This window comes from Streptomyces sp. NPDC018964 (assembly GCF_044390325.1).
In the GTDB taxonomy this organism is placed as follows: domain Bacteria; phylum Actinomycetota; class Actinomycetes; order Streptomycetales; family Streptomycetaceae; genus Streptomyces.
Genome location: NZ_JBIRYZ010000025.1, coordinates 25021 through 49076 on the forward strand (window position 1 = coordinate 25021; position 24056 = coordinate 49076).

Here is a 24056-nt window from a genome sequence, read left to right on the forward strand (position 1 = left end):
CGCTCCCACAGCACGCATGCGGGGCAGGCTAGGCGGGCGGCGCGGGCGCGGTCGACAGCATTTCCAGCTCGCCGCGCATGTTGTGGCGGGCGGTGGCCTCCCAGTGCTCCCGCCCGTACGGGGTGCGGAACAGGCGTGGCAGGGCGAGGAGTCGCCGCAGCACCTCGGCCCGTCCCGCGCGGAACGCCTCGTTCGGCACGAAGTGGTACTCCTCGCGGACGGCGGCGGTGTAGGCGGCGTACGACGACGGCGGCGCGGCGAGGATCGCCAGGTCGGCGTCGCACAGCACCTGCCCGTCCCGGTCGTCGTCGGCCGGGTCGTGCGTGACGGTGAGCCGCACCAGCCGGGCCACCTCGGCGGTCTTCTCCGCGGGCACCCCGGCCTCCGGCAGCGCGCGCTCGGCGAGCCGGGCGGACCGCTCCTCGTTGGTGGACCGGTCCGGCAGGTAGACCGCGTCGTGGAACCAGGCGGCGAGCCGTACGACGTCCGGGTCGTCGGCGTACTCCTCCAGCACGTCGATGTGGTCCAGGACGGCGGTCAGGTGGGTGAGCGTGTGGTAGCGCCGCTGGGGCTCCGACCAGCGGCGCAGCAAGGCGTCGGCGTACTGGTACGGCTCGGGGAAGCACGCGCCGTCCCGTGCCGAGAGGAGGGTGAGCAGCCAGCGGTCACGCAGGGCGTCGGTGTCGGCCATGGGCCCATTGTCCGCCCCGGCCGCCGGCCGACGTCCAGTGGGCCGCGCGCCCCCGCCGCACTAGCGTGGGCGGTATGACGACTCCTGCGGATGTGCGGAACGTACGGGACCCGGAGCTGCCGGGGCGGTTGTTGGCCGTCGAGCGGGACGCGCTGGTCCCGTTGCTGCGGGGGCGCGACGACGCGGACTTCGCGTTGCCGGTGGCGGCGTGTCCGGGGTGGACGGTGCGGGACGTGCTGGCGCACTGCTCGGCCGCGTTCACCCGGGTCCTGGAGCGGCGGTTCGGGGAAGGGGCGTTCTCGCCCGAGAGCAATGAGCGGGACATCGCCGAGCGGGCCGGGTGGACGAACGCCCGGGTCGTGGACGAGCTGGAGCGCGGGATGACCGGGGCGGGGCCCGTGATCGCCGGGGCGGACGGGGCGCTGGACGCCCTCGCGCTGGGCGAGTGGGTGCACGCCGGGGACGTACGGGTCGCGCTCGGGGAACAGGGCGCGTACGCGGGCGCGGGGTTGCCGTACGCGCTCGCCCTGCTGGGCCAGGTGACCGGCCGGAAGGGCCACCTGCCGCTGCACGCCGACCTCGACGACGCCGACGAGCCGCTGCGCCTGGGCGACGCCACGGGGGACCGTCCCCCGGCCCGCTACATCGGCGACGGGCCGACGCTCGTACGGCTGTACGCGGGGCGTCCGGTGGACGGTGCCGCGTACGAGCTGGCCGGGGTGGAGGCGGCGGAGCTGAACATCTTCGGGGGGTGAGGGGAGGGGAGGGGCGGCCCCGGACCGGTGGTCGGGCGTAGTCTTGGATTGGACTAGACCTGTAGCCGCCGTCTGACGCCGAGGAATGGGGCCCCATGAGCAAGCGTGCAGTCCTGGAGGTGATCGCCCTCGACGTCGAGGACGCGGTGGCCGCCCAGGCCGGAGGTGCGGACCGCCTCGAGCTGGTGACCGACATGGCGGCGGACGGACTGACGCCCTCGGCGGCGACGGTCGCGGGGATCCGGGCGGCCGTGGACATCCCGGCGCGGGTGATGCTGCGGCTGGCGGACGGGTTCGCCGCGGGGGACGTCGAGCGGCTGGTGGCTGCCGCGCGCGCGATGCGCGAGGCCGGGGCGGAGGAGTTCGTGCTCGGGTTCCTCGACGCGGGCGGGGCCGTGGACCTGGGGGCGGTGGAGCGGGTCGCCGGTGTGCTGGAGGGGTGCCGGTGGACGTTCCACCGGGCCATCGACCGGGCCGCCGACCGGGACGCCCTGCGCAAGCAGCTCGCGGACTTCCCCGGCCTGGACACGTACCTGACGGCCGGGGCGGCCGAGGGGGTCGACGCGGGGATGCCGACGCTGCTCGCGGAGGCGGGGCGGCGGGGGGAGCCGGGGTACGGGCAGCGGTTGCTGGTGGGGGGCGGGTTGCGGCTGGAGCACGTGCCGTTGTTGCTGAAGGCCGGGATCGATGCCTTTCACATCGGCGGGGCGGCCCGTCCCGGGGGGTGGGGCGGGCCCGTGTCGGCGGAAGCCGTCGCCGAGTGGCGGCGGGTGCTGGGGGGTTGAGCGGGGCTCCTTTTTGACGGGGGTGGCTGGGCGGGGCTGTTGCCGGGCGGGGGTGGGTCGCGACGCCCGGCGCTTGCGGGGTGCCTCCCCCACTCTCGGCTTCTCCCCCACTCTCGACTCCGCTCGAGCGGGGGGACCCCCATGAGCGGGAGGTACCCCCACCGCCCACCCTCCCCCACTCTCGGCTGCGCTCGGGCGGGGGGACCCCCATCGCCCTGGGGGTACCTCCCAGGCCCTTAAGGCACTGGGGGAGGCACGACTGCCCGCGACTACGGCGGCATGCGGCTGCCTGCGGCTACGGCTGCCCGTGGCCATGGCTGCCTGTGGGTGCGTTACGTCAGTTGGGTCGGCAGGGGGGTCGTGTGGGTCACGATCAGGCCTGAGACCGCTCGGGTGAGGGCCACGTACAGGCGGCGCAGGCCGGTGCGTTCGTCCGGTTCGGCGTCCACCACCGCGCGGGGTTCGTCCAGGACCACGTAGTCGTACTCCAGGCCCTTCGCCAGGGAGGCGGGGACCAGGGTCAGGCGGGTGGCGTGGGTCGTCTCCTCGCCGGGGGCGACGTACGTGATGCCCGCCGCCGTCAGCGCATCCGCCAGCTCCGGGACGCGGGCGTCCGCCGCGATCAGGCCCACCGAGCCCTCGCGAGACAGCAGTTCGCGGCACGCGGTGAGCACGTCGTCCGGGCCTGAGGACCGGCGGACCTCGAAGAAGCCCGGGTTCTCGCGGATCGACACCACCGGGGTCAGACCCGGCGCGATGTGGGGGAGGAGCCGGGAGGCGTAGGTGATGACGTCCGTGGGGACGCGGAAACCGGCCGTCAACTCCTCGATCACCGCGTCCTGTTTGCCCAGGTGGAGCAGGGCCTCGTCCCAACTGCGCGTCGCCCACGGCGTGGTGCCCTGGGCCAGGTCGCCGAGGACGGTCGCCGAACCGGTCGTGCAGCGGCGGCCCACCGCCCGGTACTGCATGGGGGACAGGTCCTGCGCCTCGTCGAGCACCACGTGTCCGAGGGAGTGCGTGCGCTGGACGAGGTCGGTCGCCTCGTCGATCAGCACCGCGTCCGCCGCCGACCACTTCGCCGACTTCACCGAGCGGGCGGGCTTCGCCCACAGGATCGTCTTCCGCTCCTGCTCGTCGAGCAGGCCCTCCGCGTGCTCCGCAAGGAACTCCGGGTCGCTCAGCAGCCGCAGCACCAGTTTCGCCGGGTCGACGGCCGGCCAGACCGCCTTCACCGCCGCCTTCACCGCCGCGTTGCGGGCCACCGCGTCCTGCACCCTGTCGTCCGGTGCCTCGCCCGCCCGCTCCATCTGCACCAGCACGGCGTGCGCGATGCGCTGCGGCAGGGCGTCGCGGGCGGCCCCGTAGCGGATGTCGCGGTCGAGCAACTGCCGGACGATCTCCTCCAGTTCGTACGCCGGGACCCGCCAGCGGCGTGAGCCGCGCACGACCACGACCGGCTCGGTGGGCATCGTGACGTGGGAGTAGAGGGCCCGGCGCAGGACCTCCGCCATCCGGGCGTCGCCCTTGACCACCGCCGCGCTCGCGTCGTCCGTCCCGCGCACCTCCACGTGCGCCACCAGGTCGTCCACCGTGGCCTGCGCCACCGTCAGCTCGCCCAGCGCGGGCAGCACCTGCTCGATGTAGTGCAGGAAGGACCGGTTCGGCCCGACGACCAGCGTGCCGGTGCGGGCCAGCCGCTCGCGATGGGCGTAGAGGAGGTAGGCGACCCGGTGCAGGCCGACGGCCGTCTTCCCGGTGCCCGGACCTCCCTGCACGCACACGCTGCCGGACAGCCCCGACCGTACGATCTCGTCCTGCTCCGGCTGGATCGTGGCGACGATGTCCCGCATCGGGCCGACGCGCGGGCGCTCGATCTCCTGCTGGAGCAGCCTGCTGGTGGTCGCAGCCTCCGCGGGGTCGGAGAGGTGCTCGTCCTCGTACGCGGTGAGGTCGCCACCGGTGTAGCCGAAGCGGCGGCGCAGCGCGATGTCCTGCGGGTCCTTCTTGGACGCCCGGTAGAACGGCTGCGACACCGGCGCACGCCAGTCGATCACCATCGGGTCGCCGTCCGCGTCGTGCACATGTCGGCGCCCGATGTAGAAGCTCTCGCCCTCCGCGCCCTCGGCCTGTTCGGCGCCGGGGGAGTGCAGGTAGTCGAGGCGGCCGAAGAACAGCGGGGTGTCGCTGAGGTCGGCCAGCGCCTTGACGCGCTCCTCGATCTGGTGCGCCAGCGCGGCCGCGTTGACCCAGTTCGCGGTGACGTCGCTGATGTCGAGGGCCTCGACGTCCTCGCGCATGGCGCGCAGCGCGGAACGGGATGCGGCGAGGTGGGAGCGTTCGCGGGCGAGCGGATCGTCCGCGAGGGTGGTCGCGGAGCCGTCTACGGGCTCGTCTACGGGCTTGTCTACCGGTGTGGACGCGGGCAAGGGGGTGCCTCCGGGGGACCTGCTGCTGGTTGCTGCGGCGAAATGCCGGCCGGTTTCCGTCCGGACGGCGGCGCTCCGTGAGGGGAGGCGGGGGAAGAGCGGAGATTCTAGGACGCCGGGCCGGTGCGGTCCAAACGGTTTTGCACGCCGGGTGAAGCGGCGGACGGGGCGCCAGATGGGACGGCGGGGCGGGTGCGCTCTCGTGGCCGCCCCGGTCAGCTCGTACGCGCCGTACCGTCCGTGTCCCGTACGCCGGGCACGCCGACCGGCCGTCGCCCCGGACCCGTGGTCAGCGAGGCGAGCAGGGCGAGCCGCTCGGCGTCCTCGGTCCCCGGCTCGGCGTGGTAGAGCGCGAGCGTCATCCCGTCGGAGCCGTCGACGTCCAGTTTCGACATGGTGAGGTTCAGCCGGCCGACCTGCGGATGGTTCATCCCGATCGTCCCGTTGCCCGGCGGCCGCACGTCGTGGCGTGCCCACACCCGCCGGAACTCCTCGCTGGCCAGGGACAGTTCGCCGACGAGCTGGACGACCCGCGGGTCGTCGACGTCCGACCCGAGCCGTCGGCGGAACGCGGCGACGCACCGGGCCGCCGTGTGCGTCCAGTCCGTGTGCAGCGCCTGCTCGGCGGGGTCGAGGAAGAACGACCGGAGCCGGTTCTCCCCCACCCGTACGCTCGGGACCAGCGCGGTGGCGAGCGCGTTGGCCGCGATCACGTCGAGGGTCCGGTCCGTCACGAAGGCCGGCAGCCCGATCGCCCCGAGCAGCTGTGCGGTGGCCGGCGGAACGGTCCGTCGCCGGGGCCGGCGGCGGGTGCGGGGGCGTGGCGCGGCGAGCTGGTGGAGGTAGCCCGTGGCGGTGTCGTCGAGCCGGAACACCCGGGCCAGCGCGTCGAGGACCTGCGCCGACGGGTTGCGGTCGCGGCCCTGCTCGAGCCGCAGGTAGTAGTCGGAGCTGATCCCGGCGAGCATGGCCACCTCCTCCCGGCGCAGCCCCGGCACCCGGCGTATCCCGTGCACCGGCAGTCCGATGTCCTCGGGCGTCACCAGCTCCCGGCGCGCCCGGAGGTAGTCACCGAGCAGGTTCTCCTCAGGCATGTCCCCCATGCTAGGCGCGCGGTGCCGCCCGTCCCTGTCCCTGTCACTCCCAGGATCGGCAGGAACCTGGGCGGGCCGGCCGGGGGCGTGGACGGTGGGGGCATGAGCACTCCGACCACATCCACCCCGTCCCTCCCCGGTGGCACCTGGACGATGGGGGACCTGACCGTCACCCGGTTCGGCTACGGGGCCATGCAGCTGACCGGCCCCGGCGTGATGGGGCCGCCGGCCGACCACGACGGCGCCCTCGCGGTGCTGCGCGAGGCCGTACGCCTCGGCATCACCCACATCGACACCGCCGACGCCTACGGACCGCACGTCACCAACCGGCTGATCCGCGAAGCGCTGCACCCCTACCCCGACTCGCTGCACCTCGTGACCAAGGTCGGCGCGGTCCGCGACGCACAGGGCGGCTGGCCCCCGGCCCGTGAACCGGACGACCTGCGCCGGGCCGTCCACAGCAACCTCGAAGCCCTCGGCGTCGAGACGCTGGACCTCGTCAACCTCCGCCTCGGCGACGCCACGGGCCCGCGGCCCGGCTCGCTCGCCGAGGCCTACGGGACCCTCGTCGACCTCCAGCGGCAGGGCCTGATCCGCCACCTCGGCCTGAGCAACGCCACCGCCGACCAGATCGCCGAGGCGCGGACCATCGCCCCGTTCGTCTGCGTGCAGAACCTCTACAACCTCGCCCACCGCCAGGACGACGACCTCGTCGACCGGCTCGCCGAGCAGGGCGTCGCCTACGTGCCGTTCTTCCCGCTGGGTGGCTTCACCCCCCTGCAGTCCTCGGTGCTCTCGGCCGTGGCCGCCCGGCTCGGCGCCCGCCCGATGTCGGTCGCCCTGGCCTGGCTGCTGCACCGGTCGCCCAACATCCTGCTCATCCCCGGGACCTCGTCGGTGGCGCACCTGCGGGAGAACATCACCGGCGCGGGCCTGACCCTGTCCGAGGAGGACCTCGCCGAGCTGGACACGATCGGCCGCCGATCCGCCGCCCCCTAGGGGACGTCCCGTCCCGCCCGAGGGGGAGGGGTCGTTCCGGAGGTGTACGCGGAGGGCCCGCGGGCCGGTCCCTCCGGCCGATGCCCGTGCCGGGGGCGGACGGCAACCATGGAGGCATGAGCGCAGCGATCCTCCACCCCACCACACCGCCGGTGCGGCCGACCGGCGCGGCCCCGGCCCCGGGCGGTCACCCGTACCGCCTCGGTGGTGCCCTGCGCGCCGTGAGGGTGTTCCTCGGCGCCGCCTTCGACGTGATGATCCTCGGTGAGTACGACGAGGAGGCGGGCGTCCGCCGCAGGTAGGCGGCGCCTTCCTCCGCCCCCGCACGGCGGCCGTCGCGCCCGCGGCCGGCCGGCTACCCGTGATCCGGGCGCGGCCCGGCGGTGCCGTCCGAGGTTCCTTCGGGTTTCGTGTGGAGGACCTCGCGGGCCTGCTCGGCGGCGCGGGTGATCGCCTCCGAGATGAAGTCGAGGTAGCGAGCGATGTTCTCCAGGCGCGTGGCGGCCGGTGTGCCGCGCCCCATGACGCCGACGCCCTGCCGTGAGGTCTCGGCGACCTGGGCGGTGGACCGGGCGCTGGCGATCATCGACTGGTGCCAGATGTCGTCGTCGACGACGTAGCGCTCACGGCGGCCTTCTTCGCGTTCCCGGCGGATGAGCCCCTGTTCCTCCAGGAACGTGACCGCCTTGGAGATGGACGCCGGGGAGACCTCGAGGCGCCGGGCGAGTTCGGCGGCGGTGAGGCTGCCGCTGTCGGTGAGGGTCAGGCAGGACATGACCCTGGCCATCATTTTCGGCGTGCCCGTCGCTATGAAGACGGTGGTGAGCGTCTCCTCGTACGCGCGCACGGCCTCCGCGTCGCGCCCGTGCTCCTCCTGGAGCGCCTTCGGTCCCCGGGATGCGGTCTTTCTGCGCCGGTGGGCGCGGTGCTCGGTGGCGCGGTGGGCCAGGTCCGCGCGGTAACCGGCGGGGCCGCCGTTGCGCATCACCTCGCGTGTGATCGTCGAGGTGGGGCGGTCCAGACCCCGGGCGATCTCCGCGTAGGCGAGCCCGTCGGCCAGTCCCGTCGCGATCTGCTGGCGTTCCTGCTGGGTGAGCCTGCCTCCTGGCAACGCGGTCTCCTTCGTGGTCCGTGGTGGCTCCAGCATAGCGTTCACCCTCAATCCATTGCAACGAATCAGGCTCGTTCGTTGCGTTAGATTTCAAACCGTTGCAACGATATTGCGACTGTGAGCTGCGTAAATCTTCTTCCTGTGCAACGAAGCTGTTGCCGTAACTATGAACGCAACGTAGCGTTTCCGGTGTTAGAAACAACGACCCGAAGGAGCGCACCATGCGGTTCGACACCCCCGCCCCCATCTCCGTCACCCTCGACGTCCCCGCCGGCCGCATCCGGTTCATCGCCGCCGACCGGACCGACACCGTGGTCGAGGTCCTGCCCGCGGACGCCGGGAAGAGCCGCGACACGAAGGCGGCGGAGCAGACCAGGGTCGAATACGGCGACGGCGTCCTGCGGATCGACGGCTGGCCGGCGAAGAACCAGCTCCTCGGCCCGTCCGGGTCCGTGGAGATCACCGTCCAGCTGCCCACCGGCTCCCACGTCGAGGCGAAGACCGCCGGCGCGGAGCTGCGGGGTGTCGGACGGCTCGGCGACGTCGTCTTCGAGGGCGCGCAGGGCCCGGTCAAGCTCGACGAGACCGCGAGCGCCCGCCTCACCGTCCTCGACGGCGACGTCTCGGTCGGCCGCCTGGGCGGTCCCGCCGAGATCAGCACCCAGAAGGGCGATATCCACGTCACCGAGGCCGTGCGCGGCACGGTCACGCTGCGCACCGAGCACGGCGACATCTCCGTCGGCGCCGCACCCGGGGTCTCCGCCTCCCTCGACGCCGGCACCGGCTACGGCCGGGTCCACAACACGCTCAACAACACCGACGGCGCCGCCGCCGGCCTGGCCTTCCACGCGACCACCGCCTACGGCGACATCACCGCCCGCAGCCTGTGACCCCCACGGCACCCGAAGGAGAACCCCTCATGACCGGCTTGGCCATCGCGGCGCACGGGCTGCGCAAGTCCTACGGCGACAAGACCGTCCTCGACGGCGTCGACCTGACCGTCCCGGAAGGCACGATCTTCTCCCTGCTCGGCCCGAACGGAGCCGGCAAGACCACCGTCGTCAAGATCCTCTCCACCCTCGTCACCGCGGACGCCGGCGACCTGCGCGTCGCCGGCCACGACCTCGCCACCGACCCGCAGGCCGTGCGCGCCGCGATCGGGGTCACCGGCCAGTTCTCCGCCGTGGACGGTCTGATCACCGGCGAGGAGAACATGCTCCTGATGGCGGACCTGCACCACCTCTCCCGCCGTGAGGGGCGGCGGGTGGCCGCCGAACTGCTGGAGCGGTTCGACCTGGTGGAGGCCGCAAAGAAGCCCGCCTCCACCTACTCCGGCGGCATGAAGCGCCGCCTCGACATCGCCATGACCCTGGTCGGCTCCCCGCGGATCATCTTCCTCGACGAACCGACCACCGGACTCGACCCCCGCTCCCGCCACACCATGTGGCAGATCATCCGCGAGCTCGTCACCGGCGGCGTCACCGTCTTCCTCACCACCCAGTACCTGGAGGAGGCCGACCAGCTCGCCGACCGCATCGCCGTACTGCACGACGGCAGGATCGCCGCCGAGGGCACCGCCGGCGAACTCAAGCGGATCGTCCCCGGCGGCCACGTCCGCCTCCGCTTCACCGACCCGGCCGCCTACCGCACCGCCGCCACCACGCTGACCGAGGCCACCCGGGACGACGACGCCCTCGCCCTCCAGCTCCCCAGCGACGGCACCCAGCGCGAACTGCGCTCCATCCTCGACCACCTGGACGCCGCCGGTATCGAAGCCGACGAACTCACCGTCCACACCCCCGACCTCGACGACGTGTTCTTCGCCCTCACCGGCCCCGCCACCGTCCCCGCCCAGCCCAAGGAGACCGTCCGATGAGCAACCTCGCCCTCGCCGTCCGCGACTCGTCCACCATGCTGCGCCGCAACCTCCTGCACGCCCGGCGCTACCCGTCCCTCACCCTGAACCTGCTGCTCACGCCGATCATGCTGCTGCTGCTCTTCGTCTACATCTTCGGCGACGCGATGAGCGCCGGCCTCGGGGACGGCGGAGGCGACCGGTCCGCGTACATCGCCTACATCGTGCCCGGTCTGCTGCTGATGACCATCGGCTCCACCACGATCGGCACCGCGGTCTCCGTCTCCAACGACATGACCGAGGGCATCATCGCCCGCTTCCGCACCATGGCCATCCACCGGGGCTCCGTGCTCATCGGGCACGTCATCGGCAGCGTGCTGCAGTCGGTCGCCAGCGTGGTCCTCGTCGGCGCAGTCGGCGTGGCCATCGGCTTCCGCTCCACGGACGCCACGGCCCTGGAGTGGCTGGCCGCGTTCGGGCTGCTGGTGCTGTTCTCCCTGGCGCTCACCTGGATCGCCGTCGGCATGGGCCTGGTCAGCCCGAACGCCGAGGCCGCCAGCAACAACGCGATGCCGCTGATCCTGCTGCCGCTGCTGTCCAGCGCCTTCGTCCCGGTCGACGGGATGCCGGGCTGGTTCCAGCCGATCGCCGAGTACCAGCCCTTCACGCCCGCCATCGAGACCCTGCGCGGGCTGCTGCTCGGCACGGAGATCGGCCACAACGGATGGCTGGCCGTGGCCTGGTGCCTGGGCCTGGCGGTCCTCGGCTACTTCTGGTCGGCCGCCAGGTTCGCCCAGGACCCGAAGTAGCCCTCATGAGGGGACGCACCAGGTCCCGCGCTCCGGCTCCAGGGGCGGCGTACTCCGACACCACGTCGGCGCACGCCGCCCCTTCGGCGTCTGAGTACGCCGACGCGCCCCGCTGAGTACCCGCGCCGGTGCGCCGGCCACCGCCCGGCCGCTTCACTGGCCGTATGAGCCACCACCACGCCGCCGCCCCCGTCCCGTCCGCCTGGCAGGAACGGGCCGAGCGGGACCCGCACGCCTGGGTGGCGCCCACCGTCGCGACCGTGCTCGGGGGACTGCTGGCACCCGTGGCGTTCCTGTTCGGCGGACTGTCCGTGATGGCGACCGACAGCTGCGGACCCGACGACTGCTCGCAGGCGCTGACGACCGCACTGAACATGATCTTCGGAACCCTGTTCTACGGCGGCCTCCTCGCGGGCGGCGCCTGGCTGGCCTCCTGGCTGCTGCCCTGGACCCGCCGCTGGTCGGTGCCGCGGGCCTGGCTGGCGGGCCTGTCGCTGCTGCCCTGGCTGTTCGTCCTGGCGCTGGTGTTCAACCTGCCCGAGGGGTGACCGGTCAGCCCTCGGTGAGCAGCTCGTCCGCGTCCATGATCCGGTACGCGTACCCCTGCTCCGCCAGGAACCGCTGCCGGTGCGCCGCGAAGTCCTGGTCGATGGTGTCCCGGGCGACCACGGAGTAGAAGTGGGCCTGGTGCCCGTCCGCCTTGGGCCGCAGCACCCGGCCGAGCCGCTGCGCCTCCTCCTGCCGCGACCCGAAGGTGCCCGACACCTGGATGGCGACCGTCGCCTCCGGCAGGTCGATCGAGAAGTTCGCGACCTTGGACACCACCAGGACGTTGATCTCGCCCTCCCGGAACGCGTCGAACAGCTTCTCCCGCTGGGCGTTCGACGTCTCGCCCTTGATCACCGGCGCGTCCAGGTGCTCGCCCAGCTCGTCCAGCTGGTCGATGTACTGCCCGATGACGAGGATCTGCTGCCCCGCGAACCGCCGGACGATCGCCTCCGTCACCTTCTGCTTGGTCGCCGTCGTCGAACAGAAGCGGTACTTCTCCTCCTGCTCCGCCGTCGCGTACGCCAGCCGCTCGGAGTCGGTGAGGTTGACCCGGACCTCCACGCAGTCGGCCGGGGCGATGTAGCCCTGCGCCTCGATCTCCTTCCACGGCGCGTCGAACCGCTTCGGGCCGATCAGCGAGAACACGTCCGACTCACGGCCGTCCTCCCGCACCAGGGTCGCCGTCAGGCCGAGCCGCCGCCGGGCCTGGAGATCGGCGGTGAACTTGAAGACCGGCGCGGGCAGCAGGTGCACCTCGTCGTAGAGGATCAGGCCCCAGTCCCGGGAGTCGAACAGCTCCAGGTGGGGGTAGATGCCCTTCCGCTTCGTCGTCAGCACCTGGTAGGTGGCGATGGTGACGGGCCGGATCTCCTTCCGCGTCCCGCTGTACTCGCCGATCTCGTCCTCGGTCAGCGAGGTCCGCTTCACCAGCTCGTGCTTCCACTGCCGCGCCGAGACGGTGTTGGTGACCAGGATCAGCGTCGTCGACTTCGCCTGCGCCATCGAACCCGCGCCGACCAGCGTCTTGCCCGCGCCGCAGGGCAGGACGACCACACCGGAGCCGCCGTGCCAGAAGTTCTCCACGGCCTGCTTCTGGTACGGGCGCAACGCCCACCCGTCCTCGACCAGCTCGATGGGGTGCGCCTCGCCGTCCACGTACCCGGCGAGGTCCTCGGCCGGCCAGCCCAGCTTCAGCAGCGTCTGCTTGATCTGCCCGCGCTCGGAGGGGTGCACGACCACCGTGTCCGGGTCGATGCGGGCGCCGACGAGCGGCGCGATGCGCTTGGAGCGCAGCACCTCCTCCAGCACGGGCCGGTCGGTGCTGGTGAGGACCAGGCCGTGCGCCGGGTGCTTGTGCAGGCTGAGCCGGCCGTAGCGGTCCATGGTGTCGGCGATGTCGACGAGCAGCGCGTGCGGCACCGGGTAGCGGCTGTACTGCACCAGCGCGTCCACGACCTGCTCGGCGTCGTGCCCGGCCGCCCGCGCGTTCCACAGGCCGAGCGGGGTCACCCGGTAGGTGTGGATGTGCTCGGGCGCCCGCTCCAGCTCGGCGAACGGCGCGATGACACGGCGGCAGTCGTCGGCCTGCTCGTGGTCGACCTCGAGGAGCAGGGTCTTGTCGGACTGGACGATGAGCGGACCATTCACGCGCGGCTGCCTTTCTGCGACGGGCTCGGCACGGGCACTGCGGCCAAACCTCCAGTCTGCCCGATCGCGCGCGCTCGCGGTCCTGAGCGGACCGCGCTACTTCAGCGGGGGCAGCGTGAGGTTGTTCACCAGCGGCCCCTCGACGGCCACCCCCTCGGTGAGGAGCGGCCCCCCTCCGGCGGCCGGGAACGGCAACGGCAGCGCGGCGGCGGCCGGGGTGAGCACCGCGACGAGCGCGAGAGCGGAGAGGCAGACGGCCACCGCACGGAACGCGGCCACCGCACGGAACGTGGAAGGCACGGGACACCCTTTCGTCTTCGGTCGGCGGGACGGGCCGGTCCCGGGGGACGAGGGGCCGGCCCGCTTGAACGAGGAACGGATCAGAACGAGGAACGGATCGGAACGGGACGCGTGTCAGAACGAGACACGTGTCAGGACGCGGAACGTGTCAGAAGGTCACACCCCCGCCGAGGTCGATCCCGACCGCGGCGGCCTCGGCCGCGAACGCTCCGAGCAGCACGGCCGTGGAGGTCAGCACGGCGGCGACACGACGAACGGCACGCATGGGACTTCCTTTCTGTCGAGTGCGGACGGGCCGCCGTGGTCCCCGGCCCGTCCAGGACACACAGTGGCTGCCCACGGTCCGCCGCATGATGCGGAAAGGCCCGCGAGCTCGCCCGACGGAGCGACATCCCCGGCGTGGCGTGCATGAAGCCCGCCGTACACCCGAACGGGTCAACCCTCGTCGTCCGCGAGCTCCGCGACCCCCGTGATCCTGTGCAGCGGATACGTACGCACCTCGTCCGCCGTGTGGTCGTACGCCGTGACGAAGCCGCCCTCGACCCGGACCGGGGCGATGACGCGCTGGCTGGCGCCGCCCTCGGCGTTGACGTAGCCGATCCACAGCGCCTCGCCGGTGAGGACGGCGGCCTGCACGGTGGCGAGGGTCTCGGCGGCGGTCGTACGGGGCAGCTCCCCGCGGTCCGGTTCGCCCCCGGCGGCCGGTCTGCGCGGGGCGGTGGAGGCGAGGTCGCCGGCGCGGACGGCGCGGAGCGCCGCCGCGAGCAGGGTGTCGTCGGGGACCGGCGGCCCCTCCGGGACCGGCGCGGGAGGGGTGCGCGGCGGGGTGCGGTGGGCGTCGGCCCGGGCGATCACCACATCGCCCTCCGCCGACTCGGCGGCCGGGGCGAACCCCATCGCGCGCAGCCCTTCCAGCAGACCGGCCGGACCGGCCTGCGCGGCCAGCACGGTCGGCGCCAGCCGGCGCAGGCCCAGCCCGGCGGCCCGCTTGTCGGCGAGGATCTCGTTGAGCACCGCGTCGTCGTCGCAGCGGACGTACGCCGAGGCGGCGCCCACCCGCAGGTGCCCGTGCCTGCGGGCGACGTCGTCGATGAGGTACGCCAGCGGCTGCGGCACCGGCGTACGGGAGTGCGCGGCGAGGAAGGCGTGCAGGTCGGAGGCGGTCTGCCCGGCGTCGAGGGCACGCCGTACCGAGCCGGGCGTGAACCGGTAGACGGTCGCGCCACCCTTCGACTCCACGTCCGCGAGAACCCCGAGCACGTCGGCGAGCGGACGCTCCAGCGGGCCCGGCGCCACCGCCGTCAGGTCGGCCTGGAGGAGCACGTGGTCCAGCGGTTCGGGCAGCAGCGGCGCGAGCAGGCGGGTGGCGGCGGCGGTGGCCGCGGCCTGCTCGGCGGGGGAGAGCGGCGCCGGCACCGGGGCGGGCCGGTGCCGCACGGGCAGCTTGTCACCCGGACCCTCGGGCTCCGCCTCCGCACGCCTGGCCGCGGGCGCGCCGATCAGCGCCCGCCCGTGCGCGGACAGGGCGCCGCGCCCGGTGATCCCGAGCATCTCCGCCTCGGAGAGCGTCCACCGGGCGATCCGCGCCCGCAGGTCCTCACCCTCCACCCCCGAGGAGCCCTCCACCGCCCCGAACGAGCTTCCCGCTCCCGGAGAGCCACCCGCCCCGGACGAACCCCCCGCCCCCGACGAACTCCCCGCCTCCGAAGGGACCGGGCCGGCGGAGCCCCGTCCGCCGCCGCGCGGCGGGCGTTCCCAGCGCAGCCGTGCCAGGACCGACTCGGGGGCCGGTGCGGCCCCCTCCGGGAGCCCGGCCAGCAGGGTCAGGACCCGGTGCCGTACCTCCGGGGCCACCGAACGGTCCAGGCCCGGGCCCAGGGCCGACAGCGTGCGGTCCTTCGCGTCCCGCCCCCCGGCCAGTCCCGGCGTGCGCGTCGCCGCCAGCCACGCCGTGACCAGGTGCGCCCACCGCTCCGCGGCGGGCCGCTCGCGCCACTCGTCGTACGCCGGGGTCGCCGCGTACCGCTCGTCGGCCTCCCCGTCGGAGGCCAGCAGCCCGGCCGTGTAGGCGAGTTCCACCCAGAACGCGGCCACCGGCTCGGTCACGTCCAGCGCGACGGCGGTCCGCTTCAGGTCCCGCACGCTCAGCCCGCCGGCCCGCAGCACCGCGGGGCCTCCCTCGTGCCAGTCCTTCAGCAGCTCCTCGACGGTCGACAGCGCCGTGTACGCCTGCCCGGCCGCCGTCGCGTCCACCACCTGCGGGCGGTACGTGGCGGCGGCCTCGACCGGCGGCGGCACCGGCTCCGGTGTCCGGTGCGCCCGCCCGGCCCGCAGCCGCAGCGCCACCTCGCGCGGCAGTACGACCGTCCCGGGCGCCGTCGGCAGCAGCAGTCCCCGGTCGAGGAGCCAGCGCAGTCGGGGCGCGGGATCGGCGGTGACCTGCCCGTACGGAGGGCCCCACACCAGCCGCTCCAGCACCTCCACCGACTCGGCCGGCGCCTCGTCGAGCAGCGCGGACATCCGCGCCGGGTCGTCGAACAGGGCGGTCAGGGAGGCCACGGCGGACACCGAGTCGTGCGTGGACGGCAGCCCCGCCGTCGTCACGATCTCCTGGATCCGCCCCGGCGACATCCCGGCGGTGGCCTCCCGCACCGTCGGCCCCAGCCCGGTCGGCGACGGGTGCTGCGGCGACGGCGCCAGCAGCTCACGGGCGGTACGCACCAGCCGCAGCCGCTCGTCCCCGCCCCACACCAGCGCCTGCTCGCGCAGGACGCCGAGCGCGTGCGGCAGTGCGGCGGCGACCGCCGGGTCCCCGTCGTCGCCCGCCAGCAGCCCCAGCAGTTCCCCGTACGACGCCGGGTCCGCCGCCACGGCCAGCGCCTGCGCCGTCTGCAGCGCGAACCGGTCCAGCCGCTCCAGCGCCCGTACGACCGAGGCGCGGGTGCCGGCGCGGGTGGCGAGCTGGGTGAGGTCGGTGGGCACGGGCGTGATGAGGTCCGGTCGGCTGCGCAGCAGCGCGGTCAGGGAGGCGTCGTCCCGCCCCCGAAGGTCCTCGGCGAGGGATCGGGGGGCCGCCGCGGGGTACTCCTCGGTGCTCATCCGTCTCACGTTAGCGGGTGGGTACGTCCCCGGAGTGCCGGGAGTTGGGCCGGCCGGCCTCGGTCGCGGTACCGTCGGGCGACGGTGTCCCGACGCATCCGTCCCGGAGGGGACTTCGTGGGTATCGAGAGCGACCAGGTCGTCTACGAGTTTCTGAGCCGCGTCGGCGACGTGGCGCAGCAGCGGCAGCTGCCGTCGGCGGCCCGCATGCGGCTGGTCGCCGAGCTGCGCGACGAGATCGACCGGCGCCGGTCGAAGGCCGTGGTCGACTCACCCGCCGCGGTCCGCCGCATCATCTCCCGCCTCGGCACGCCGACCGCGGTCGTCGCGGCGGCCGAGGAGGCCGAGGGGTCCGTGGGGTCCGTGGGGGCCGTGGGCGTCTCCCGCGCGGATCCGGGCGCCGCTCCCGTGCCGCCCGCCGCCGTCCCGGTGCAGCGGGAGCCCGAGCCGCGGGGCACCGAGGCCCGCGAGGCCCGCGGGGCCCGTCCGAAGGGCGTGCTGCGCCGGGTCCTGCCCCGTCCCCGCCCGGTCGGGACGCCGGACGGCGACCCCGCCCCCGCCGACGTGCCGTCCCCGCCGCACCGGGCCGGCACGGACGAACTCGGCGACGGCGCCGGCCGGCCCGACTGGTGGCGGGTGGACGACAGCGCGTTCGGCATCGGCGACGAGGTGCCGGGCTTCGTCGGCGGCGTGGAGATCCCCGAACTCCTCAAGCCGCCCCCGGGGCGGGAGAAGGAGGAGACGCCGCCCGATCCGGCCGCGGTCCCCGTCGAGCCCGAGGCGGAGCCCGCCGCTTCCCGTCGCCGCCGCTTCCTCCCGCGCCTCCCCTCCGGCCGCTGGAGCAACCCCCTGCTCCTGCTCGCCGCCGGTCTGCTGGTCGCGGGAACCGTGATCGGTGACTGGCGCGCCCTGATCCTGGGCTGGCTCATCGCCTACGCCTCCCGCCGGCTGACCCGGGCGGAGGTCAAATGGGCGGTGGGCATCCTCCCCGGCCTCGCGCTCGCGGGCGGTGTGGTCTGGCTGTGGGGCAGGGCGGAGGGCCGCTGGGGCACGCCCGTTCCCGAGGGCCACATGAACGACGCGATCTCCGAGACGTGGCCGTGGGTCGTCCGGGCCGCGGCCCTCGCCACGGCCCTGTTCCTGGTCTGGCGCTCACAGCGCCAACGCTGACTCCTCAGCGGAGGGCGACCGCTCGGACATGCCTCAGCCCTTCCGGCTCGACCCAGCTCCTCGGCTCGACCCAGTCCTTCCGGCTTGCCCCAGCCCTTCCGGCTCGACCCAGCCTCTCGGCTCGGCCCAGTCCTCAGCTCAACTCAGCCTCTCCGGCTCCACCCAGCTCCTCGGGCTCAACTCAGCCCCTCCGGCGTTTGAGGAGCGGGGGTCCGGGGGCGGCGCCCCCGGGGACGGGACGGGAAGGGGCGGCGGGGGCGATTCAACCCGGGCGTCCGGCTTCGCTCACGGCGCTTGCCAGGTGCCTCCCCCACTCTCGACTTCTCCCCCACTCTCGACTCCGCTCGAGCGGGGGGACCCCCATGAGCGGGAGGTACCCCCACCGCCCACCCGTGCCGCCCTGGGGGTACCTCCCAGGCCCTTAAGGCACTGGGGGAGGCACGACTGCCCGCAGCTACGGCCGGCACGGCTGCCCGCCGCAGGCGGTGGGCACAATGGCGCGCATGGCCATCACCACCCCGCCCCCACCCACCGTCGGCTTCGACCTCGACATGACGCTCATCGACTCCCGGCCCGGCATCCGTGCCTGCTACCTGGCACTGGCCGAGCGGACCGGGACGTACATAGACGCCGATCTCGCGGTCAGCCGGCTCGGGCCGCCGCTGGCGGACGAGCTGGCCCACTGGTTCCCGGCCGAGCGGATCGAGGAGACGGCGGACCTGTACCGGGCGATGTACCCGCAGTACGCCGTCACCGCCACGCCCGCCCTGCCCGGCGCCCGTGAGGCGATAGCGGCCGTACGGGAGGCGGGCGGGCGCGCGATCGTCGTCACCGCCAAGTACGAGCCCAACGCCAAGCTGCACCTGGCCCACCTCGGGATCGAGCCGGACGCCGTGATCGGCGACCTGTGGGCCGAGGGGAAGGCGGCGGCGCTGCGCGAGCACGAGGCCACCGTCTACGTCGGCGACCACCTCGGCGACGTGCGCGGCGCGCGCGCCGCCGGCGCGCTGTCCGTCGCGGTCGCCACCGGCCCGTACGGTCCCGACGCGCTCCGTGAGGCCGGTGCGGACGTCGTCCTCACCGCCCTCACGGAATTCCCCCGATGGTTTTCGGACTACTGCTCGGACAACTGACCGGAAACAGGCGCGGAAACCCGCCCCGCCCGCGCCTGACGGCGGCCCGCCGCGACGGAACGCAGTACGCCCGCGCCCGCCATCAGGAATCCGACGGCCATGAACATGCTCAGTCCGAACATGTACGTGGGAAAGGGCGTCGTCCCGAGGAGCAGCGGGGCCACGGTGACCAGAGTGGCCACGGCGCCGACGAAGAAGACGATGCCACCGGCACGGACCAGGCCGTCACCGGGCACGGGGGAATTCGCTTGGGTTTTGTCACGCACCGGACCAGGGTAGTTCCCAGCGCGAAGGAACAACCCGGTGACGTCTTGTCACCGGCCTGAAGACCATTAGCCTTGGTACCGGCGGGTCATCGGGCCCGCCCGAGTGCTATCGAGAGCCGATTTCCGAAGCAGTTTTCCCGACGAGTACGAGGACGAGGACAGACGTGCCCACCGGCAAGGTCAAGTGGTTCAACAGCGAGAAGGGCTTCGGCTTTCTCTCCCGTGACGACGGCGGCGACGTCTTCGTGCATTCCTCGGTCCTCCCGGCCGGAGTCGAGGCCCTCAAGCCGGGCCAGCGCGTGGAGTTCGGCGTGGTCGCCGGGCAGCGTGGCGACCAGGCCCTCTCCCTGACCGTCCTGGACCCGACCCCGTCGGTCGCGGCGGCCCAGCGCAAGAAGCCGGACGAGCTGGCCTCCATCGTCCAGGACCTGACGACCCTGCTGGAGAGCATCACGCCCCAGCTGGAGAACAACCGCTACCCCGACCGCGCCTCCGGCAAGAAGATCGCCGGCCTGCTCCGCGCGGTCGCCGACCAGCTCGACGTCTAGGGCCGGTTCAGGGGAACCGCAGCGCGTCCGGGCCGAGGGGCGGCACCAGCCCCTCGGCCGCCGCGCGCGTGAGCAGCCCTCGTACGGCCGCGTAGCCGTCCTCGCCGAGACCGGCCGTGAACTCGTTGACGTACAGCCCGATGTGCTGGTCGGCGACGGCCGGGTCCATCTCCTGGGCGTGCTCCATGACGTACGGGCGCGACACCTCGGGCTCGTCCCAGGCCATCCGCACCGATGTGCGAATGGAGTCGGCGAGCCGCGTCAGCGTCTCCTCGCCCAGCGACCGCTTCGCGATGATCGCGCCCAGCGGGATCGGCAGCCCGGTGGTCCGCTCCCAGTGCTCACCCATGTCGGCGAGCTTGTGGAGCCCGTACTCCTGGTACGTGAAGCGCGCCTCGTGGATGACGAGCCCCGCGTCGACCTTCCCGTCCCGTACGGCGGGCATGATCTCGTGGAACGGCATCACGACGATCTCCCCGACCCCGCCCGGCACGACGTCCGCCGCCCACAGCCGGAACAGCAGGTACGCCGTCGACCGCTCGCTCGGCACGGCGACCGTACGCCCGGTCAGGTCCGTCCCGGCCTCCCGGGTCAGCACCAGCGGCCCGCAGCCCCGCCCCAGCGCGCCCCCGCAGGGCAGCAGCGCGTACTCGTCGAGGACGTACGGCAGCACCGCGTACGACACCTTCAGCACGTCCAGTTCACCGCGCTCGGCCATGCCGTTGGTGAGGTCGATGTCGGCGAACGTCACGTCGACGGCGGGCGCGCCGGGGACGCGGCCGTGGGCGAGGGCGTCGAAGACGAAGGTGTCGTTCGGGCAGGGGGAGTAGGCGATCCGCAGCCGCTGCTGCTCACTGGTGGTCATGCTGAATCCAACTTTCCAGGACGGGCGCGAGCTTCCCGAAGCCCTCGGTGAGGGCCGTCAGGGCGTCGCCGATGCGCCAGGCGGCGCGGTCGCGCGGACCGACGGGGTTCGACACCGCCCGCACCTCCAGCACGGGCCGCCCCTGTGCGACGGCCGCCTCGGCCACGCCGAAGCCCTCCATGCCCTCGGCGAGGGCGTTCGGGTACCGGGCCCGCAGTCCGGCGGCGCGGGCGGCGGTGCCGGTGACGGTGGAGACGGTGAGGACGGTGCCGGGGAGGGCGCCCGTCACCCGGACGGCCTCCCGTACGAGTGACCTCGGGGAGTGGTGCGCCACGTGCCCGAAGCCCAGTTCGGTGACGGGGAGGAAACCGTCCGCGGTCTCGGCGCCGAGATCGGCCACGGCGATCGTGCGGGAGACGACGAGCGAGCCGACCGGCGCCTCGGGCTGGAAGCCCCCGCCGATGCCGGCGCAGACGACGAGACGGTAGGGGGCGCCGTCGAGTGCGGCGGCGGTGAGCGCGGCGGCGGTGGAGGCTGCGGCCGCGGCGGGGCCGACGCCGGTGGCCACCAGATCGCACCCGCCGTCCGTGCGGACCAGGCTCACCCCGGGGAGGCGCACCTGCTTCGCCGCCCCCGGGAACGCCCCGGCCACCGCGTCCCGCTCGACGGGGACCGCGGTGGCGATGAGGACGCGTGAGGACGACGTGATCAGTCGTCCTTCTTCTTCAGCCGGAAGGACCACAGGCCCGTGGTCGACTCCTCGCCCTCCTTGATCGACACCAGGGTCGAGCCGCCCTGGGCGCCGTACTGGGCGTTGAAGAACACGCTGCCCGGGATGACCTGGTAGGTCTTCTTGCTGGAGTCGACCAGCGGCCGGCCGTTCATCAGGATGGTCCAGCCGTTGTCGGCGATCTCCGGGTCGACGCCGAAGCGGACTTCCTTGGTGGCGTCGACGGTGATCTCGTCGATGCCCTTGTCCTTCAGGCACTTGTTGAGGGTGTCGGTGGTCAGGGCCTTGCCCTCGCCACCGCAGGTGGCCTCCGAGCTCACCGAGTCGCTGCCCACCGTGAGGGTGGCCATCGACGTCGGCTTGTCACAGGCGGCCAGGACGAGCAGTCCGGCGGATACGGCGCCGGCGGCGGCGACGGCGCGGCGGCGTCGCACAGCGGATTGCAACGTGGTCATGGGCGAAGGCTATCGGGCGCGCGTGTCCCTCTCCCCACGTGGGGGTACGGCGTGGCCGCGCCGTTACGCCACCCGCGCCCGCCCCGCGTTCCCCTGCCGGGCCGAACGGATCAGCCCGCGGACCGTGGTCAGCCAGCCCGCGGCGACGATCGTCGCGCCCACCGCCAGCCCCAGCGCGCCGATCAGCGGCATCACGATGCCGATCGCACCGCCCAGCACCCACGACATCTGCAGCAGCGTCTCCGAACGCGCGAACGCCGACGTCCGCACCAGTTCGGGCACGTCCCGCTGGATCAGCGCGTCCAGTGACAGCTTGGCCAGCGCCTGCGCGAACCCGGCGATCGCGGCGAGGCACGCCACCAGGACCGCGCCGAAGAACGCGGCGGCCAGGATCGCCGCGCTCACGACACACGCCACCACCGTCACGATGATGATCTCCGGGGCGCGCGACCGCAGCGACGCCCCGACCGCCGTACCGAGCGCGTTGCCCGCGCCCGCCGCCACGCCCACTATCCCCAGTGACACCGCGGCGCTCTGACCCGTCATCGGATGCTCGCGCAGGAGGAAGGCGAGGAAGAAGATCAGGAAGCCGGTGAGGCAGCGGATGGAGGCGTTGGCGCCGAGCGCGTGGGTGACGGCCGGGCCGACCGTACGCAGCCCGGGGCGCTTCTCCGTCTTGCGGTGCGGGCCGTGCAGGTGCCGCTCGTCGGCGGCGAGCAGCGCCACGTCCTCGCCCTTGGCGGAGTCCACCTTCGGCGGCAGCCGGAAGGAGAGGAACATCCCGGCCACGAAGATCACGAACGCCCCGTACAGCGGCCAGCGCGGCCCGACCTGCTGCAGGCCCGCGCCGATCGGCGCGGCGATCCCGGTCGCCAGCAGCCCGCCGAGCGTCACCCGGGAGTTCGCCTTCACGAGGGAGAAGGCGGGCGGCAGCAGCCGGGGCACGACCGCGCTCCGCACCACCCCGTACGCCTTCGACGAGACCAGTACGCCCAACGCCGCCGGATACAGCTCCAGTCCGCCGGTGACGACCGCGCCGGACAGCACCAGCGCGAGCAGCGCCCGGGCGAGCATCGCGCCGGCCATGGCGGCGCGGCGGCCGTGCGGGAGGCGGTCGAGGAGCGGGCCGATCACCGGGGCGAGGAGGGTGAACGGCGCCATGGTGATGGCGAGGTAGAGGGCGACCCGTCCGCGCGCCTCGTCGGTCGGCACCGAGAAGAACACCGTGGACGCCAGCGCGACCGTGATCATGACATCGCCGGCGCCGTTCACGCCGTGCAGCTCGATCAGCTTGCCGAGCCCGGACTCCCCGGCGCCGTGCGCGTGGGTCGCCCGGCGGATCCCCCGCGCGGTCCCGGTCACCGGCAGGCGCAGGGCACGTCCGAACGCGCGAAGACGGCCGCCCGCCCGGCTCGTCCCGAAGCGTCGGCCGCTGCCCCTGACCCCTTTCGGCCCACCGGTCCCGGTGGCGCCCTGGGGTGTCCTCGCGGTAGCCACGACGCCATAGTGCCCCGAGAAGGCGGTGTGTAATGCCGTATCGCCGTGGACGCCGCCCGGTTGCGGCTGTACGGCGGAACGCCGGAGGCCGGCCGGGACACGTCACCGGAGGCAGCCGGGAGTCCCCCGGAAACCGGCGCGCGGGACTCCGTGACAACCGTCGGTGTAGGCCCAGCGCACGGGAGAAGGTAGCGTGCGTATCTCAGCCATCCCGCAGAATGGATGGAGGCGCGCCCGAGCACGTTGCGGCGCGGACGTCGACGCGGTCCCACTGTCCGCTCCGTCCGCCCCCCGCGCTGGGAGTGACGCACTCGTGAGACGGCGTAGGAGAGAAGCGATACCTGTGAGCGCAGCGACAACGCGAAGCCGCACCCCCGACCGCCTGTGCGCCGAGGCCGTCGACCTCGCCCGCGCCGCAGCCGAGGAGGCCGCCGCACCCGGGGTCGTGGGCGAGCACGAGGGCCTGATCTCCGAGGGCGACCGCGTCGTCACCCACTTCTTCGGCTGCCACGAGCCCGGCTACCGCGGCTGGCGCTGGGCCGTCACCGTCGCCCGCGCCTCCCGCGCCAAGATCGTCACGGTCGACGAGGCGGTGCTGCTGCCCGGCCCCGACGCGGTCCTCGCACCGGAGTGGGTGCCGTGGAGCGAGCGGCTGCGCCCCGGCGACATGGGTCCCGGTGATCTCCTCCCCACCGAGGCCGAGGACCTGCGTCTGGAGCCCGGCTACTCCGGCGAGGACGAGCCGCCGCCGAGCTCCGCGGTGTCCGGGGAGATGGCCGACCTGGTGGAGGCGGAGGACGCCGAGGTCACGGAGGGCACCCCGGCCCACCTGGCGGTGGTCCCGTCCCGCGGCACGATCGCGGCGGTCGCCGAGGAACTCGGCATGCGCCGCGCCCGGGTCCTGTCCCGCTACGGCCTGCACACCGCCGCCGACCGCTGGGAGGAGTCGTTCGGCGCGAAGACCCCGATGGCGCAGGCGGCTCCCGCGTCGTGCGTCTCGTGCGGTTTCCTCACTCCCATCGGGGGCTCGCTGGGTCAGGCGTTCGGGGTGTGCGCCAACGAGTTCTCCCCGGCCGACGGCCACGTCGTCTCCCTGGCCTACGGCTGCGGCGGCCACTCCGAGGCCGCGGTCATGCCGAAGCCCCCGCAGCCGGCCCCGCCGGTCATCGACGAGACCCGCGTCGACCCGTTCCCGCTCCGTCCGTCCCCCGACTCCGGCTCGGTCCCGGCGACGGAGGACACCTCGTCGGCGGAGCTGGGGCACTCGTAGGG

At 73.6% G+C, this 24056-nt stretch carries 24 protein-coding genes; 12 read left to right on the forward strand and 12 right to left on the reverse strand.

Features of this window, described 5'->3' with window-relative positions; translation table 11 throughout:
• Window positions 1-28 precede the first annotated feature (28 nt).
• On the reverse strand, window positions 29-691 hold the full coding sequence (locus ACH5AO_RS30450) for a hypothetical protein (RefSeq protein ID WP_398930224.1): 663 nt from the start codon (window positions 689-691) through the stop codon (window positions 29-31).
• 74 nt (window positions 692-765) lie between these two features.
• Here ACH5AO_RS30450 and ACH5AO_RS30455 point away from each other — a divergent pair, with 74 nt between their 5' ends.
• Together ACH5AO_RS30455 and ACH5AO_RS30460 are read left to right on the forward strand one after the other, a co-directional pair.
• The gene (locus ACH5AO_RS30455; RefSeq protein WP_398930226.1) at window positions 766-1446 is read left to right on the forward strand and encodes a maleylpyruvate isomerase family mycothiol-dependent enzyme; all 681 of its coding nucleotides are present in this window, start codon (window positions 766-768) and stop codon (window positions 1444-1446) included.
• 95 nt (window positions 1447-1541) lie between these two features.
• Entirely contained in the window at window positions 1542-2231 is a 690-nt protein-coding gene (locus tag ACH5AO_RS30460) for a copper homeostasis protein CutC (RefSeq protein ID WP_398930228.1), read from the forward strand.
• Window positions 2232-2563: 332 nt separating this feature from the next.
• Here ACH5AO_RS30460 and ACH5AO_RS30465 read toward each other — a convergent pair whose 3' ends face one another.
• Both ACH5AO_RS30465 and ACH5AO_RS30470 read right to left on the reverse strand, forming a co-directional pair.
• Window positions 2564-4657, reverse strand: a complete 2094-nt coding sequence (locus tag ACH5AO_RS30465; protein WP_398930230.1) for a HelD family protein — start codon at window positions 4655-4657, stop codon at window positions 2564-2566.
• A gap of 215 nt (window positions 4658-4872) precedes the next feature.
• Window positions 4873-5760 carry a helix-turn-helix domain-containing protein gene (locus tag ACH5AO_RS30470; protein ID WP_398930231.1) on the reverse strand — a complete coding sequence of 296 codons (888 nt, stop codon included), beginning with the start codon at window positions 5758-5760 and terminating at the stop codon, window positions 4873-4875.
• A gap of 93 nt (window positions 5761-5853) precedes the next feature.
• Between ACH5AO_RS30470 and ACH5AO_RS30475 the strand changes: the two genes are divergently transcribed.
• Window positions 5854-6750: an aldo/keto reductase family oxidoreductase gene (locus tag ACH5AO_RS30475; protein ID WP_398930233.1), complete on the forward strand. Its 897-nt coding sequence runs from the start codon at window positions 5854-5856 to the stop codon at window positions 6748-6750.
• 116 nt (window positions 6751-6866) lie between these two features.
• Entirely contained in the window at window positions 6867-7052 is a 186-nt protein-coding gene (locus ACH5AO_RS30480; protein WP_398930235.1) for a hypothetical protein, read from the forward strand.
• Between the two features lie 53 nt (window positions 7053-7105).
• Here the strand turns inward: ACH5AO_RS30480 and ACH5AO_RS30485 are convergent, their stop codons facing one another.
• The gene (locus tag ACH5AO_RS30485; RefSeq protein ID WP_398930382.1) at window positions 7106-7861 is read right to left on the reverse strand and encodes a helix-turn-helix domain-containing protein; all 756 of its coding nucleotides are present in this window, start codon (window positions 7859-7861) and stop codon (window positions 7106-7108) included.
• 221 nt (window positions 7862-8082) lie between these two features.
• Between ACH5AO_RS30485 and ACH5AO_RS30490 the strand changes: the two genes are divergently transcribed.
• The 4 genes from ACH5AO_RS30490 to ACH5AO_RS30505 all read left to right on the forward strand — a co-directional run bounded on the left by ACH5AO_RS30490 (window position 8083) and on the right by ACH5AO_RS30505 (window position 11073).
• On the forward strand, window positions 8083-8751 hold the full coding sequence (locus ACH5AO_RS30490; protein ID WP_398930237.1) for a DUF4097 family beta strand repeat-containing protein: 669 nt from the start codon (window positions 8083-8085) through the stop codon (window positions 8749-8751).
• 29 nt (window positions 8752-8780) lie between these two features.
• Complete coding sequence (locus ACH5AO_RS30495; RefSeq protein WP_398930239.1) at window positions 8781-9737, forward strand: ATP-binding cassette domain-containing protein; 957 nt, start codon at window positions 8781-8783, stop codon at window positions 9735-9737.
• Window positions 9734-10525 (forward strand): ABC transporter permease, encoded by a 792-nt coding sequence (locus ACH5AO_RS30500; protein WP_398930241.1) that lies wholly within the window; start codon window positions 9734-9736, stop codon window positions 10523-10525. Before ACH5AO_RS30495 ends, ACH5AO_RS30500 begins: the two co-directional genes overlap by 4 nt.
• 164 nt (window positions 10526-10689) lie before the next feature.
• On the forward strand, window positions 10690-11073 hold the full coding sequence (locus tag ACH5AO_RS30505; RefSeq protein WP_398930243.1) for a hypothetical protein: 384 nt from the start codon (window positions 10690-10692) through the stop codon (window positions 11071-11073).
• A 4-nt stretch (window positions 11074-11077) separates the two neighbouring features.
• Here ACH5AO_RS30505 and ACH5AO_RS30510 read toward each other — a convergent pair whose 3' ends face one another.
• From ACH5AO_RS30510 to ACH5AO_RS30520, 3 genes are all read right to left on the reverse strand, one after another.
• Window positions 11078-12721, reverse strand: a complete 1644-nt coding sequence (locus tag ACH5AO_RS30510; RefSeq protein WP_030864522.1) for a DNA repair helicase XPB — start codon at window positions 12719-12721, stop codon at window positions 11078-11080.
• A 96-nt stretch (window positions 12722-12817) separates the two neighbouring features.
• Complete coding sequence (locus ACH5AO_RS30515) at window positions 12818-13021, reverse strand: hypothetical protein (protein ID WP_398930245.1); 204 nt, start codon at window positions 13019-13021, stop codon at window positions 12818-12820.
• A gap of 435 nt (window positions 13022-13456) precedes the next feature.
• Window positions 13457-16120 carry a helicase-associated domain-containing protein gene (locus tag ACH5AO_RS30520; protein ID WP_398930247.1) on the reverse strand — a complete coding sequence of 888 codons (2664 nt, stop codon included), beginning with the start codon at window positions 16118-16120 and terminating at the stop codon, window positions 13457-13459.
• A gap of 117 nt (window positions 16121-16237) precedes the next feature.
• Between ACH5AO_RS30520 and ACH5AO_RS30525 the strand changes: the two genes are divergently transcribed.
• Together ACH5AO_RS30525 and ACH5AO_RS30530 are read left to right on the forward strand one after the other, a co-directional pair.
• Window positions 16238-17290 carry a hypothetical protein gene (locus ACH5AO_RS30525; RefSeq protein ID WP_398930249.1) on the forward strand — a complete coding sequence of 351 codons (1053 nt, stop codon included), beginning with the start codon at window positions 16238-16240 and terminating at the stop codon, window positions 17288-17290.
• 503 nt (window positions 17291-17793) lie between these two features.
• Window positions 17794-18423: an HAD family hydrolase gene (locus ACH5AO_RS30530; RefSeq protein WP_398930251.1), complete on the forward strand. Its 630-nt coding sequence runs from the start codon at window positions 17794-17796 to the stop codon at window positions 18421-18423.
• Here ACH5AO_RS30530 and ACH5AO_RS30535 read toward each other — a convergent pair.
• The gene (locus ACH5AO_RS30535) at window positions 18405-18689 is read right to left on the reverse strand and encodes a hypothetical protein (protein ID WP_398930253.1); all 285 of its coding nucleotides are present in this window, start codon (window positions 18687-18689) and stop codon (window positions 18405-18407) included. The genes ACH5AO_RS30530 and ACH5AO_RS30535 overlap by 19 nt on opposite strands.
• A 164-nt stretch (window positions 18690-18853) precedes the next feature.
• Between ACH5AO_RS30535 and ACH5AO_RS30540 the strand changes: the two genes are divergently transcribed.
• Window positions 18854-19237: a cold-shock protein gene (locus tag ACH5AO_RS30540; protein ID WP_398930255.1), complete on the forward strand. Its 384-nt coding sequence runs from the start codon at window positions 18854-18856 to the stop codon at window positions 19235-19237.
• A 7-nt stretch (window positions 19238-19244) separates the two neighbouring features.
• Here ACH5AO_RS30540 and ACH5AO_RS30545 read toward each other — a convergent pair whose 3' ends face one another.
• The 4 genes from ACH5AO_RS30545 to ACH5AO_RS30560 form a co-directional block, all read right to left on the reverse strand.
• Window positions 19245-20102, reverse strand: a complete 858-nt coding sequence (locus tag ACH5AO_RS30545) for a 1,4-dihydroxy-6-naphthoate synthase (RefSeq protein ID WP_398930257.1) — start codon at window positions 20100-20102, stop codon at window positions 19245-19247.
• Complete coding sequence (locus ACH5AO_RS30550; RefSeq protein ID WP_398930259.1) at window positions 20089-20844, reverse strand: futalosine hydrolase; 756 nt, start codon at window positions 20842-20844, stop codon at window positions 20089-20091. Before ACH5AO_RS30550 ends, ACH5AO_RS30545 begins: the two co-directional genes overlap by 14 nt.
• Window positions 20811-21266 carry a DUF2771 domain-containing protein gene (locus ACH5AO_RS30555; protein ID WP_398930384.1) on the reverse strand — a complete coding sequence of 152 codons (456 nt, stop codon included), beginning with the start codon at window positions 21264-21266 and terminating at the stop codon, window positions 20811-20813. Before ACH5AO_RS30555 ends, ACH5AO_RS30550 begins: the two co-directional genes overlap by 34 nt.
• 84 nt (window positions 21267-21350) lie before the next feature.
• Window positions 21351-22784 (reverse strand): MFS transporter, encoded by a 1434-nt coding sequence (locus ACH5AO_RS30560; RefSeq protein ID WP_398930261.1) that lies wholly within the window; start codon window positions 22782-22784, stop codon window positions 21351-21353.
• A 343-nt stretch (window positions 22785-23127) separates the two neighbouring features.
• On the opposite strand from ACH5AO_RS30560, the gene ACH5AO_RS30565 reads away from it, so the two are divergent.
• The gene (locus ACH5AO_RS30565) at window positions 23128-24054 is read left to right on the forward strand and encodes a DUF3027 domain-containing protein (RefSeq protein WP_398930263.1); all 927 of its coding nucleotides are present in this window, start codon (window positions 23128-23130) and stop codon (window positions 24052-24054) included.
• Window positions 24055-24056 lie beyond the last annotated feature (2 nt).

Coding starts and splice junctions, on each gene's coding strand:
- ACH5AO_RS30500 (WP_398930241.1), top strand. CDS start 9,734: ATGAGCAACCTCGCCCTCGCCGTCCGCGACTCGTCCACCATGCTGCGC.
- ACH5AO_RS30455 (WP_398930226.1), top strand. CDS start 766: ATGACGACTCCTGCGGATGTGCGGAACGTACGGGACCCGGAGCTGCCG.
- ACH5AO_RS30460 (WP_398930228.1), top strand. CDS start 1,542: ATGAGCAAGCGTGCAGTCCTGGAGGTGATCGCCCTCGACGTCGAGGAC.
- ACH5AO_RS30450 (WP_398930224.1), bottom strand. CDS start 691: ATGGCCGACACCGACGCCCTGCGTGACCGCTGGCTGCTCACCCTCCTC.
- ACH5AO_RS30530 (WP_398930251.1), top strand. CDS start 17,794: ATGGCCATCACCACCCCGCCCCCACCCACCGTCGGCTTCGACCTCGAC.
- ACH5AO_RS30505 (WP_398930243.1), top strand. CDS start 10,690: ATGAGCCACCACCACGCCGCCGCCCCCGTCCCGTCCGCCTGGCAGGAA.
- ACH5AO_RS30495 (WP_398930239.1), top strand. CDS start 8,781: ATGACCGGCTTGGCCATCGCGGCGCACGGGCTGCGCAAGTCCTACGGC.
- ACH5AO_RS30520 (WP_398930247.1), bottom strand. CDS start 16,120: ATGAGCACCGAGGAGTACCCCGCGGCGGCCCCCCGATCCCTCGCCGAG.
- ACH5AO_RS30475 (WP_398930233.1), top strand. CDS start 5,854: ATGAGCACTCCGACCACATCCACCCCGTCCCTCCCCGGTGGCACCTGG.
- ACH5AO_RS30470 (WP_398930231.1), bottom strand. CDS start 5,760: ATGGGGGACATGCCTGAGGAGAACCTGCTCGGTGACTACCTCCGGGCG.
- ACH5AO_RS30490 (WP_398930237.1), top strand. CDS start 8,083: ATGCGGTTCGACACCCCCGCCCCCATCTCCGTCACCCTCGACGTCCCC.
- ACH5AO_RS30545 (WP_398930257.1), bottom strand. CDS start 20,102: ATGACCACCAGTGAGCAGCAGCGGCTGCGGATCGCCTACTCCCCCTGC.
- ACH5AO_RS30480 (WP_398930235.1), top strand. CDS start 6,867: ATGAGCGCAGCGATCCTCCACCCCACCACACCGCCGGTGCGGCCGACC.